Source organism: Shewanella sp. 3_MG-2023, from assembly GCF_030548765.1.
In the GTDB taxonomy this organism is placed as follows: Bacteria; Pseudomonadota; Gammaproteobacteria; order Enterobacterales; family Shewanellaceae; genus Shewanella.
The window spans coordinates 46,122-57,973 of the sequence record NZ_JAUOSH010000001.1; the positions used below are offsets into that span (position 1 = coordinate 46,122).

At 40.6% G+C, this 11,852-nt stretch carries 12 protein-coding genes and 1 other annotated feature; of the genes, 6 read left to right on the forward strand and 6 right to left on the reverse strand.

Translation table 11 applies throughout. From position 1 onward, the window contains the following. The first annotated feature begins 6 nt into the window (after positions 1 to 6). Positions 7 to 1,644: a glucose-6-phosphate isomerase gene (pgi, locus tag Q4591_RS00185; RefSeq protein WP_102475621.1), complete on the forward strand. Its 1,638-nt coding sequence runs from the start codon at positions 7 to 9 to the stop codon at positions 1,642 to 1,644. 209 nt (positions 1,645 to 1,853) lie between these two features. Beyond that, positions 1,854 to 2,039: a DUF3545 family protein gene (locus tag Q4591_RS00190; RefSeq protein WP_076542968.1), complete on the forward strand. Its 186-nt coding sequence runs from the start codon at positions 1,854 to 1,856 to the stop codon at positions 2,037 to 2,039. 133 nt (positions 2,040 to 2,172) lie between these two features. On the opposite strand, the gene Q4591_RS00195 is transcribed toward Q4591_RS00190, so the two are convergent. From Q4591_RS00195 to thrA, 4 genes are all read right to left on the reverse strand, one after another. Continuing rightward, positions 2,173 to 2,715 carry a hemerythrin domain-containing protein gene (locus Q4591_RS00195; RefSeq protein WP_102439282.1) on the reverse strand — a complete coding sequence of 181 codons (543 nt, stop codon included), beginning with the start codon at positions 2,713 to 2,715 and terminating at the stop codon, positions 2,173 to 2,175. A 186-nt stretch (positions 2,716 to 2,901) separates the two neighbouring features. Then, positions 2,902 to 4,185, reverse strand: a complete 1,284-nt coding sequence (gene thrC / locus Q4591_RS00200) for a threonine synthase (RefSeq protein ID WP_102475620.1) — start codon at positions 4,183 to 4,185, stop codon at positions 2,902 to 2,904. A gap of 32 nt (positions 4,186 to 4,217) precedes the next feature. Next, positions 4,218 to 5,174: a homoserine kinase gene (gene thrB / locus Q4591_RS00205; protein ID WP_303458799.1), complete on the reverse strand. Its 957-nt coding sequence runs from the start codon at positions 5,172 to 5,174 to the stop codon at positions 4,218 to 4,220. After that, positions 5,171 to 7,639 carry a bifunctional aspartate kinase/homoserine dehydrogenase I gene (gene thrA / locus Q4591_RS00210; RefSeq protein WP_102439215.1) on the reverse strand — a complete coding sequence of 823 codons (2,469 nt, stop codon included), beginning with the start codon at positions 7,637 to 7,639 and terminating at the stop codon, positions 5,171 to 5,173. Before thrA ends, thrB begins: the two co-directional genes overlap by 4 nt. A 48-nt stretch (positions 7,640 to 7,687) precedes the next feature. Continuing rightward, positions 7,688 to 7,807, reverse strand: a sequence feature (Thr leader region). 631 nt (positions 7,808 to 8,438) lie between these two features. On the opposite strand from thrA, the gene Q4591_RS00215 reads away from it, so the two are divergent. Together Q4591_RS00215 and Q4591_RS00220 are read left to right on the forward strand one after the other, a co-directional pair. Beyond that, positions 8,439 to 8,990 carry a peptidylprolyl isomerase gene (locus Q4591_RS00215; protein ID WP_102475618.1) on the forward strand — a complete coding sequence of 184 codons (552 nt, stop codon included), beginning with the start codon at positions 8,439 to 8,441 and terminating at the stop codon, positions 8,988 to 8,990. A 289-nt stretch (positions 8,991 to 9,279) separates the two neighbouring features. After that, positions 9,280 to 9,669 carry a hypothetical protein gene (locus Q4591_RS00220; RefSeq protein ID WP_102439217.1) on the forward strand — a complete coding sequence of 130 codons (390 nt, stop codon included), beginning with the start codon at positions 9,280 to 9,282 and terminating at the stop codon, positions 9,667 to 9,669. Positions 9,670 to 9,687: 18 nt separating this feature from the next. On the opposite strand, the gene trpR is transcribed toward Q4591_RS00220, so the two are convergent. Further along, on the reverse strand, positions 9,688 to 9,966 hold the full coding sequence (gene trpR / locus Q4591_RS00225; protein WP_102439218.1) for a trp operon repressor: 279 nt from the start codon (positions 9,964 to 9,966) through the stop codon (positions 9,688 to 9,690). 204 nt (positions 9,967 to 10,170) lie between these two features. On the opposite strand from trpR, the gene Q4591_RS00230 reads away from it, so the two are divergent. Further along, complete coding sequence (locus Q4591_RS00230) at positions 10,171 to 10,620, forward strand: cytochrome c (RefSeq protein WP_102439219.1); 450 nt, start codon at positions 10,171 to 10,173, stop codon at positions 10,618 to 10,620. 114 nt (positions 10,621 to 10,734) lie between these two features. Here Q4591_RS00230 and Q4591_RS00235 read toward each other — a convergent pair whose 3' ends face one another. Then, positions 10,735 to 11,415: a cytochrome b/b6 domain-containing protein gene (locus Q4591_RS00235; protein WP_102439220.1), complete on the reverse strand. Its 681-nt coding sequence runs from the start codon at positions 11,413 to 11,415 to the stop codon at positions 10,735 to 10,737. A 296-nt stretch (positions 11,416 to 11,711) separates the two neighbouring features. Here Q4591_RS00235 and Q4591_RS00240 point away from each other — a divergent pair, with 296 nt between their 5' ends. Continuing rightward, on the forward strand, positions 11,712 to 11,852 hold the full coding sequence (locus Q4591_RS00240) for a hypothetical protein (protein WP_157936104.1): 141 nt from the start codon (positions 11,712 to 11,714) through the stop codon (positions 11,850 to 11,852).

An 11,852-nucleotide genomic window follows, 5' to 3' on the forward strand; every position in this document is an offset into this window, starting at 1 on the left:
ATTTGCATGACTAATTTAACTCAGAGTAATACTTGGCAGCAGCTAAAGAAAAATACAGCAGCGCTTCCCCATATGCGGGAGCTATTTGCTAATGACCCTAAACGTTTTGAGAAGATGAGCCTCAAAAGCTGCGGTTTATTATTAGATTATTCTAAAAACCGTATCGATAAGGAAGGCTTAGGATTATTGTTTGCATTAGCTGAAGAAACCCAGTTATCAGCTAAAATTTCTGCCATGTTTAATGGCGATATTATCAATAACACCGAAGGCCGTGCAGTATTACACACAGCGCTGAGGAGTAATCCTGAGCAAGTAATTATGGCTGAAGGGGCGAATATCGTCCCTGAAGTGCAGCAAACACTAGCAAAGATGACTCAGTTTGTGGCGTCTGTATCTCAAGGTGAATGGAAAGGTTACACCGGCAAAACCATTACTGATATTGTCAGTATTGGCATTGGTGGCTCTTTCCTTGGCCCTAAAATTGTCTCTCAAGCATTAAGGCCTTATTGGCAAAAAGGCCTTAATTGCCATTTTGTGGCTAACGTTGACGCAAGCTCTATCTGTGAGAAGCTTAAAAACTTAGATGCTGAAACAACCTTATTTGTCATGTCATCGAAGTCATTTGGTACCCAAGAAACACTGACCAATACCCTAAGCGCTAAAGACTGGTTCCTCGAGCAAGGTGGTAGCCAAGCCGATGTCGCCAAGCACTTTGTCGCAGTAACATCAAACGTTGCTAAAGCGACTGAGTTTGGTATTGATGCTGACAATATTTTCCCGATGTGGGATTGGGTGGGTGGACGTTATTCATTATGGTCAGCCATTGGCTTACCCATAGCGTTATTAGTGGGTATGGATAACTTCAAGCAACTGCTTGATGGTGCCAACCAAATGGATCAACATTTTGCCCAAGCGCCACTTGAACAAAATATGCCTGTGATTATGGGCATGTTGTCAGTGCTTTATAGCAATTTTCATGATGCACAATCCCATGTAGTTTTGACCTATGATCATTATTTACGTGGTTTACCCGCTTACTTCCAGCAACTTGATATGGAAAGTAATGGTAAGTCGGTCATGCTTGATGGAACTCAGGTAGATTTCAATACCGGCCCAGTGATCTGGGGTGGTGAAGGCACCAATGGTCAGCATGCATATCACCAGTTGTTACATCAAGGTACAGCACTTATCCCAGCTGACTTTATTATGCCACTGCAAAGTCACAATCCATTAGGTGAACATCATAACCAGCTTGCTTCAAACTGCTTTGGCCAAACCCAAGCGTTAATGCAAGGTCGCACTTATGAAGAAGCTTTAGCGGAATTGGCAGGCAAAGATACGCCTGATGCTGATAAAGCCCTTATTGCTAAGCACAAGACAATGGCAGGTAATAAGCCAAGTAATACCTTATTAATGGATAAGCTAACTCCAACGACCTTAGGTTCGTTAATTGCCTTATATGAACACCGCACGTTTGTTCAAGGCGCTATTTGGCAAATTAACTCTTTTGATCAATGGGGTGTGGAATTAGGTAAAGTCCTTGGCAACGATGTCCTAGACCGCATCGGCGCCAAAAATGATGCCACAGAGCTTGATAGCTCCAGTAATTCATTAATTAATTTATACCGTCAAGGTCAGATTTAAACACTAAAAAAGCCAGCTAAAGCTGGCTTTTTTATATACACTTTCATTTCCTCATAGCACAAGCCTCTAAATACGCCAGCAAAACACCACTTGAACATCACTTAAACATCACCTCCCATTAACAATATTGAAACATAACTATTGCACTATAGTGACGGAATATGATATTTATTTGAATAGAGACATCATAATAACAAGGGAGGTTTACCATGGATCGTTTAGACTATGGTGGTGCGCTAGACCAAGTTGTTGAAAGACCAACTCGCTCAAAAAGCTCAAATAAAAAACGTAAATGGCGAGAAATAGAAGCGTTAAAGGATAAACAGCGCTTACTTAAGGAACTTCAAGACATTGACACAAGTTTCGATTTTGATTTCGATGCGATGCCATTGTAAGCAAGATAACTAACTGAATAGTTATTCAAAGGTCTATATATAAAAAGAGCGCTTATAGCGCTCTTTTTAATTGCAATGCTTTTAACTGTAACTCGTTATCATTAATCCTTTAGGGGAGATAACACAGAGTCAGCTACTGTGGTTCAACTTCAGCAATATGCTCTTTAAGCTCTTCAAAGATATTATCATCACTATCGTTAAATAACGGATCATCAACTAAACGCTGCTCACATTGTTGCCATATTTTATCCCAATCACTGCCCTGCATGTGCTTAGCAAACAGAGGAAATAGCTCTTTTTCTTCATATTGCATATGAGCCGTTTGGATTTCAACATACGCTTTTAAGTCGGAAACCAACTTTTCTCGGGAAATCACCACATCTGAAAGTATCAAATTCAGACTATACATCAATGCACCAGATGACTCTGCTAGACTGCTATGTTCATCATGAAGCCTGGTCGTACTAGGGCTAGGAAAGTGCTTAATAAAGTAATCAAAAGTAATATCTTCTACCGGATGGTGACTATGCTCAGCATAAACCTGCATATATTCGACGACATCACGAATAAGCGCAAAATTAACTGATTCACCCTGAGAAAGTTTGTGATTTTTCTTGGCTAGAATATTCAATAATATGGCTATGTGTTTGTGATCATTCATTAGCCTTTTAAGTATCATCTTCTCCATTACCACAATTCCTTCATGTCTAAAAAGTTTAAACCTCTAGTATTATTAATCTACACTATGGATTGCGCAGATGTTATGACCGAGATCATAAAATACAAATCTGAAACATTCAGATGAGTTTAAATAACAAAAAAGCACCCTAAGGTGCTTTAGTAAGCTGATATTAAAGCTTTATTATTTAAGAATGTTAAATAAGTGCTCTTTCAGCTTGGTAAAATCAGCGCTCAGTTCTGCAGATAAAATCGGCTTATTCACTACAGCTTCAAGCTCTTGGGGTAATGGTAAATCGATTTGTAATTGCACATCGACCACATCTTTAAATTTCGCTGGATGCGCCGTTCCTAAGAAAATACCGGTTTCACCACTTTTAAGCTCATCAGATAAAGCTTGTGCGGCAATTGCGGCATGAGGCTCAGATTGATAACCCAGCTGATATAACTCTTTTAACGCCGCAGTGGTTTGCGCTTCATTAAGCGCCACCCCTGTAATAGACGATAACGGCCAATTTAACGCCTCACAAATGGCTTCGACTCTTGGCCAGTTTGATGGCTCGGACACATCCATCGCATTAGACATAGTCGCAACGGTAGTATTTGGCGCCCAATCACCTGCAGCAAGGTAACGTGGCACAGTATCGTTTGAGTTAGTCGCCGCAATAAAGCGCTTAATAGGTAAGCCCATCGCCTTGGCAAATAAACCTGCGGTTAAATTACCAAAGTTACCGCTAGGCACTGACAGCACAATCTCGGCATTGCTGGTTTGCTTCATTTGAGCTACCGCTTCAAAGTAGTAACAAATTTGCGCCAATAACCGACTAATATTGATTGAATTAGCCGAGTTTAAGTGCAGCCCATCACGAACATCACTATCATCAAATGCCTGCTTAACCAGTGTTTGGCAAGCATCAAAATCTGACGCAACAGCGACAGTATGAATATTCTTACCTAGAGTCGTGAACATCTTCTCTTGCAGCTCACTGATTTTTCCTTTGGGGTACATCACCACCACTTGTACAGCGTCAAGGCCAAAGAAAGCATCTGCCACCGCCGCGCCAGTATCCCCTGAGGTCGCCGTCAAAATAGTCAGCTTTTCATTACCCGCTAATAAATTAACGCATTGCGCCATAAAGCGCGCGCCAAAGTCTTTAAATGCCAATGTAGGCCCATGAAATAACTCTAAACACGCACGTTTATCATCAGCTTTCACTAAAGGCACATCAAAAGTGAATGCTGCATTAACTAACTCATTAACTTTATCTTGACCAATTTCATCAGCAAGCCAAGCCCCTAAAATACGCTGACTTCTTGCAACAAAAGGTAACGCGAGTAGCTCATCGATATTATCAAGCACAGGAATAGATTTTGGAAAAAAAAGCCCTCTATCTTTACCTAAACCTAATTTTACCGCTTCACTAAAACTGACCACTTGTGATGGGTGCTTTAAATTATATAATTCCATTTCTAAACGCCTTTAAAATTAAAATGTGGTGACTAAACTCGACGCGTACCTTGCTCATCAAGTTGACAGACATGGGCAAACCCACCAGCCTGTGATAAATAATGCTGCTCTAACCATGCTTTAGCAGCTTTAGCAGTTTCTAGATTATCGGTTACAGAAAACAGCGTTGGGCCACTTCCTGATATGCCGGTGGTTAACATGCCTAACGTTTCAAGTTCTGCGCGCGCATGGCTATAACCCGGAATCGCATCGGCTCGATAAGGCTCAGCCATCACATCCTTTAAAACGCTAATAGCAAGCTTTGGATCTTGCTGATAGCTTGCATGCACAAATGCACTTAAATGACGGCCAAAATCGATGGCTACCGCTTTATCGTATTGCTGTGGTAATAAGTCGCGCATCTTGGCCGTTGACAGTGAGATCCCCGGATAGGCCACCACCCAATACCATTGCTTAAACGTAGGAATACCAGCGCACACCTTATTGGGAGTATTTAGCATCAACTGCATGCCGCCTAAATAACAAGGGGCAACATTATCAAAATGAACACTGCCTGAAATCATTCCTTCAAACTCGCCCATTAAAAGCAATAATGCTTGTTCATCAAAAGGCTGCTCAAAATGCTCATTTAATGCATAAAGTGCTGCAACCACAGAGCTTGCACTAGAACCAAGCCCACTGCCAACTGGTAAATTTTTCTCTAAACAAATAGCCACACCTTGTTTAGCATTAAGTTTTTCAAGAAAAAACACAGCACATTGATAGACGATATTCTGTTTACCATCTTCTGGTAACTTATGCACCCATGGACCCGTTTGAGAATAATGAACACCAGCATCAGCCGCTTCAATCATCACTCTGTCACCCAGTAAACTGCCATCAATTGGCGCAAGCGCAGCGCCGAGTAGATCAAATCCAACACCGACATTACCCATTGAAGCAGGAGCATAAACAGTTATCGCTTTATCCGAAGTGACTTGTTTGCTCATAGCCCCACCTCACGAGTCCAGTTTAAAGTTCTTAATACATCCGCAAACGCGCCAGCTGCAGTCACATCAGTACCCGCACCATAACCGCGTAATACAAATGGAATAGGCTGATAATAACGGCTGTAAAATGCCAGTGCATTCTCGCCGCCTTTTACGCTATATAACGGATCTGATGAATCAACCTCTACAATACGTACATGACACTTACCTGCTTCAATCTGACCCACATAACGCAGTACTTTACCTTGCGCTTTTGCCGATTCAACTCGCGCACTGACTTGCGCATCAAGTTGTGGTAAACGATTCATAAAGGTGTCTACATCGCCTGAATCATCAAACGAGCTTGGCAGAACTGATTCAACATTAATATCATCAAGTTCTAATGGCATGCCCACTTCACGAGCAAGAATTAGTACTTTTCGCGCCACATCCAAACCACTTAAATCTTCACGAGGATCCGGCTCTGTAAAACACTTATCACGAGCGATTGAGGTGGCCTCTGATAAGCTCATGCCTTCATCTAACATGCCGAATATATAAGATAATGAACCAGATAAGATCCCATTAAATCGCTGTAACTTATCACCGGCATATAGCAGTTTCTTTAAGTTATCAATCACTGGCAGGCCAGCACCTACGGTTGTTTCATACAAGAATTGTCTGCGCTGCAATAACGCCGTTGTGCGCAATTGTTGGTAGTAAGCATAATCACGAGTGTTGGCTTTCTTATTCGGGGTGACGACATGGTAGCCAGCATTCATCACATCAAGATAACGATCTGAAACCAACTCACTTGAAGTGCAATCAACTAAAACAGGGTTTAGCAGTTGCTGTTCTTTACCCCAGGCCAGCATCTCTGCGAGATCATAGCTTGTATCGCTATCAGCCAATAAAGCCTGCCAATTATTTAAATCTAGCCCAGCACTGCTCAGAAGCATTTTACGAGAATTGGCAATACCACATACTCGCATGGTTATATGCTGCTCTTTAAGCATCGAGGCTTGTTGTTTGATTTGCTCTAATAGCCCTGCCCCCACATTACCACTGCCTACTAAAAACACATCTAAATACTGCTGAACATCAAAGAAGGCTTGATGACAGGCGGCAATGGCATGCTTAGTTTTACGTTGCTCAATTACAGTAGAAATCGAACGTTCTGACGAGCCTTGGGCGATGGCGATAATATTAACGCTGGCTTTAGCCAGGGCGCTGAAAAACTTAGCAGCGGCGCCTTTATGGGTTTTCATGCCATCACCAATAAGCGACACAATCGCTAAATCTTGTCTTAATTCGATAGGCTCGAGTAACTCAGACTGGATTTCTAACTCAAATTCAACTTCTAATGCTTGTTTTGCTTTATAAGCTTCATTAGAGCTAACACAAAAGCTAATACTGTATTCAGACGAGCTTTGAGTGATTAATGAAACTGAAATACCACTGCGAGAAATCGCTTCAAGGGTACGACTGGCCATGCCCACCATGCCTTTCATGCCAGGACCTGAAATGTTAAACATGGTTTGTTCATCAAGGTTAGAAATGGCCTTGACCTGCAAGCCTGTTTTGTCAGGCTGATTAGACACTAATGTGCCAGGCGCTGATGGGTTAAAACTATTTTTGATATAGCAAGGAATGTGATACTGAGCAATCGGTGCAATGGTTTTAGGGTGCAACACCTTAGCACCAAAATAAGAAAGCTCCATAGCTTCTTGATAGCTAAGTTGTTCAAGTAATTTAGCGTCTAATACCACGCGTGGATCCGTGTTATAAACCCCATCGACATCAGTCCAAATTTCACAGCTTGAGGCATCAAGACAAGCTGCTAAAACCGCTGCAGAGTAATCTGAGCCATTTCGCCCTAAAGTCACTGTTTTACCTTGCTCATTAGCAGCAGTAAAACCTGGCATAATCCATACCCGTGCTTCATTTAATGAAAGCGCAGCAAAACGCGGTTTGCTTTCATTGATATCAACAATAGATTCAAGTGGCTTACCATGGGCTAAGAATAATTTTCTTGGGTCAAATTGCGCTGCGGTAAGTGATTTTGCTAGCATCACTTGTTCCATTAAGGCTGCCGATAAACGCTCGCCAGAGACGATAACCTGCGCTTGAACATGATCGGGGCATTCGTTAAGCAGCTTTATTCCAGTGACTTTGTCATTCCAGTCAGTTAATTGCAGCGCCAGCTTTTCATCCAGTAGCGCTTTTTGCTGCGGTGAAATTAACGCTTGTTCAGCGTCACTAAAAAGGCCACTAAAAACCGACTCAATATGGGCTAATACCGCTGCATAGTCTTGATTGGTTTGTGCGAGACTTACTAACTCTAACAAGGCATTGGTAACAGTTGCAGGCGCTGATAACACAGTCGCAATAGCCTCTTCAGCTGCAGCTTGTTCAATAATGTCTGCTGCCATCAAAAAACGTTGCCAATTGGCTAACGAGGTTCCACCAAACTTCATCACTTTCATATTCTTCTCCCTTAACTCGCTAGCACTAAATATTAATTTTAAATCTGAAAACAAAAAGCCCGCTTCTTTGTGGGAAGCGGGCTTTTCGTTATAAATCTTTAGGGTGTAATCAGCCCGCCCCCACAATGTTAATTGTGGTGGTTGTAATAATGGTAACTACAACATGGTTAACGGATTTCATCATTACACTCGATTTAATATGTGTTTGTTTTGAATTGATAACAGAATTGCTTTTTTTAAGGTAGGTTGTCAACCCCTAATTAGTGGTTTATTTTTAAGTACTCTATTGATAACAAGCTAAATCACTGCTGAAATCACAATAATCGCAGCTATCACACTAAAAAACGCCTCCAAAACAAGTTTTTAGTATGTTTACGTAAACGTAATCCAAAAAGATATATAAGAATAAATACTTACAAGTCAGAGGCTTACTATTATTATGATTTTTATATGGTTATTCAAAAGCGCCAAAAGTCATCTTGCATTAAATTTCAGTGCCTAAGCACTAAAATTAGCATTTTCATAAACATGGCAGCGCAAATCACCATGAAAATGATTCATCTAATCTATTTAAAAACAGTGACCTGTGTACTGCGCGTAAATTTAGTCACAGCAACAATGGTAAAAACATCCATTGTCAAAGGATAAGTAACCGGATGCGCCACGATTTAAAGCAAATGTCAGCCAGCGAGATACTTGATTTAAAAACATGTGATTGAATAAGCAAAAGCTGATACAAATTATCGCGACTTTGTAAAAACAATAGTATTATGCCGCCACATTCAGAATTGGAGTCGTTATGAAAATCACAAAACATGCAGCAGTAACTATTCACTACAGTTTAACCGATCAAGAAGGTCGTTTAATCGAAAGCTCATTTGAAGCTGAACCTATGGTTTATCTACACGGAACTGAAGGCTTAATTCCAGGCTTAGAAACTGAGCTAGAAGGTAAAGTTATTGGTGACAAATTTGACGCGAATATTCCAACTGAACAAGCATATGGTGAATACCATGACGGCCTAAAACAAGAAGTCCCTCTTGAAGCATTCGGCGATATCGAAGACATCGTGCCAGGTATGCGTTTTATTGCTGAAACTGAAATGGGTCAACGCCCAGTTCAAGTTACTGAAGTAAAAGATACTGTAGTCGTTGTTGATGGCAACCACCCTTTAGCTGGTCAAGCATTAAACTTCAGCGTTGAAGTGATGGATGTACGTGAAGCAACTGCCGAAGAAATTGCCCATGGTCATATTCATGCTGCTGGTGGTTGTGGCAGCGAGCACGCCCATGAAGCTTGTGGTACTGACAAACCGGGTTGTGATGGCAATGGCGGTTGTGGCTGCCACTAAAGTCTAATAAACAATTTTTGTCCTAGACATTGATTCAATAACTTAGACTGGATTAACTCAGCCTAAAGTTTGAATTATTAAATACGTTAGCCTTTTTTAGGTTGACGTATTTTTTTTACGTTATTATTAATCATAGATAGATTGTCTGTGAAACTTAACCACAAGCATTGCTGGGCACAGGTTTTGTTTCTTTCTCTGTGCTTTGGTAACTAGAAAGCAGCTGGGTTTGAAGGTTATAGAGTTAACCTTTGTTGCTGTTTGAAAATTAATTTAAAGCGAAGGAGTGCTTATGTTAATTAAACCGCTATACGAAATCTTACCTTACGCCTATATGATTGTCGGCGCAGCTAGCGTACCTTTCATTGAACAACCCTATATTGTCGTTGCTTCAATATTAGTCTTTTTTTACGGCGCTCATGTCTGGAACCTACGCTCTAGAAACCGCCGAACGGATAAGAAAAGAAAACGAGTCGAGGGTTACCTACCCGATTCAATATATGGCTTTATGCCATTCATTTACATTATTTCGGCCGTAATCACCTTTCGTTTTTTCCCTCAAGATTCAGCACAGTTACTGTCGATAGGGCTTTTTACATACGGAGGCTATATATTACTGCGCCGTATCAGCTATCGATGCCATAAGCATCCCTCAACGAACATTAAAGCTAAATTTAGATAGCTAGCGCGACATAAGTAACTAGTCCAGTATCAGCTGCTGGACTTTGTCTTTTTGCGCCTGAGGCATATTTTTTAAATAGTTTGAACAGCGAGTAATGGTCGCAATGCTCACTTGATATTCTGCAGATATTTGACGCTGACTTAGCTCACCTTGCAATAAAAGTTGAAAAACCTTTAACCTACCAGCAACTGCACTACGCTCTTCTTCTGTCATTAATAACTGAAATAAAATGCCTAATTCGTCAGAATTTGGATAGCTTAGTACCTTTTCTACAACTGAATCCCAATTAGCTCGCATAACGCTCTCTTTTAGTAATGCCTCGACAGTACAAAGTGTAGCAACAATTCAGCTTTTACAGAAATCATATATGCAAAATATGCCTGATAATTATTGTAAAAATCAAATTTACAATTAAACACAAAACTAGACTCGCACTTGGTTCAAATTTATGCTTAAAATGTGACAAACACCTATAAATCAATAAATAAAAAGAGATCTGTCATGAAAAATAAAATATTGGCCTTAGCTGTCAGCGCATTGCTTATTCCAACTGTCAACGCACATAACTTTGAAGATGCCAATGACGCTATCGATTATCGTAAAGCAGGTTTTAGTTTAATCCGCTACCAATTTGGCGATATGGCTGCAATGATGAAAGGCAAAAAAGAGTTTGAATTAACTGTATTTCAAACTCGCGCTGCTAATTTAGCGGCACTAGCTAAAATCCCTCATGAAGGTTTTATTGCAGGCTCTGATAACGGCGATACAGAAGCTTTAGCAAAGATCTGGTCAAATAAAGCAGACTTTGATACTAAGATGACCGAATTCCAAGAAAATGCGGTTAAGTTAGACTTGGCAGCCCAAACAGGTGATAAAAAGCAAATCAAGCAAGCATTTGGTAATACAGGCAAAAGCTGTAAAGGCTGCCATGACATGTACAAGAAAGACTAACCATAAAACATTGTTAAAAATTCAGCGCCTTAAATATGCTATTCATATTTAAGCTCGCTAATAAAAAGCCCACTGAAGTGGGCTTTTTTCTGACAGTCTCTTGAATTAATTCAATCACATAAACGCAATGATAGGTGCAATAAGCCATACCCAGACACCTGAACCAAGTATCATGACAATCCCAAAAGCAAGTAACGGTGATTTCATTTTAGGCTCAGCGCTCAGTAATTTATGTTCCTCATGGGTTAAGGTTTTTTTACCCGAAATCATCGCACCTACTAACTTGTGTCCTTTAATGGCATAAATCGTAATCGCGCAAAGATGCAATGCGATGCACCCAAGGATAAAATTGAAGTTCATTTTGTGTAACCATGTCATAAATGAAGCAGTATCAGAAGACACCATGGCGTAAAGCGGTCCTTCGGTAAAGATATCATCTGTAGCGAATAGGCCCGTTAGCAACTGCAATGTGAGCACAAATAGCATTAGCATCACCATATAACCACCCATAGGGTTATGGCCAACAACAGGCTCTTTTAACGGCTCACGTAAATAACCAATAACTTTTTTAGGTCCAGCGACAAAGTCTTTGAATTTTGCGGTATCACTACCTACAACCCCCCACAGTAACCTAAAGACAATCAGCACTAAAAAGCTATAAGCACAAACTTGGTGCCACTCCATCTCTCCTGCATCTGCTGTCCACCACAAACAAATCAGCAACGCCACCGTAAACCAGTGGAATAATCGAGTGGGTATATCCCATACCTTAATTTTTTTTTGTTCTATACTCATAGATGTGCCTTAAGCTTAGTTCTTTTAATATGCTTGATTATAAAGAGCAAATTCTTGCACTCATAGACCCTTAAGGTAAAGAAAAGTAATTAAGTATTACAGCGTTTCATCAAACAAGTGCAAACTCTAGCACTTGTGGAGCAATTAGCATCAACAGCTTACATGTTTCTGTATTATTGGATTAAAACACAAGACTTGGGTTTATTTAATCAGCTCTGAAAATAGGGCTTTGCCTATAAGTGCGGCCTTAAATCTGGATATGAGTGTCAAACTTAGAAAGATATTTGGAGCCAGTGATGACAAGCAGTATAAACGTTGGCAGCAAACATGGTTTCAATGACGTTGAACCGCTGCATAGAATGGAGTTGGTGAACAAAAATCGTTCAAAACTGGGAGGTAAGCTAGGTTGTTATCCATTCAAATATGCGCCTATTTAG

Excerpts from the sequence above, each read along its gene's own strand:
- pgi (WP_102475621.1), top strand. The coding sequence starts at position 7 with ATGACTAATTTAACTCAGAGTAATACTTGGCAGCAGCTAAAGAAAAAT.
- Q4591_RS00190 (WP_076542968.1), top strand. The coding sequence starts at position 1,854 with ATGGATCGTTTAGACTATGGTGGTGCGCTAGACCAAGTTGTTGAAAGA.
- thrC (WP_102475620.1), bottom strand. The coding sequence starts at position 4,185 with ATGGAATTATATAATTTAAAGCACCCATCACAAGTGGTCAGTTTTAGT.
- thrB (WP_303458799.1), bottom strand. The coding sequence starts at position 5,174 with ATGAGCAAACAAGTCACTTCGGATAAAGCGATAACTGTTTATGCTCCT.
- thrA (WP_102439215.1), bottom strand. The coding sequence starts at position 7,639 with ATGAAAGTGATGAAGTTTGGTGGAACCTCGTTAGCCAATTGGCAACGT.
- Q4591_RS00215 (WP_102475618.1), top strand. The coding sequence starts at position 8,439 with ATGAAAATCACAAAACATGCAGCAGTAACTATTCACTACAGTTTAACC.
- Q4591_RS00220 (WP_102439217.1), top strand. The coding sequence starts at position 9,280 with ATGTTAATTAAACCGCTATACGAAATCTTACCTTACGCCTATATGATT.
- trpR (WP_102439218.1), bottom strand. The coding sequence starts at position 9,966 with ATGCGAGCTAATTGGGATTCAGTTGTAGAAAAGGTACTAAGCTATCCA.
- Q4591_RS00230 (WP_102439219.1), top strand. The coding sequence starts at position 10,171 with ATGAAAAATAAAATATTGGCCTTAGCTGTCAGCGCATTGCTTATTCCA.
- Q4591_RS00235 (WP_102439220.1), bottom strand. The coding sequence starts at position 11,415 with ATGAGTATAGAACAAAAAAAAATTAAGGTATGGGATATACCCACTCGA.
- Q4591_RS00240 (WP_157936104.1), top strand. The coding sequence starts at position 11,712 with ATGACAAGCAGTATAAACGTTGGCAGCAAACATGGTTTCAATGACGTT.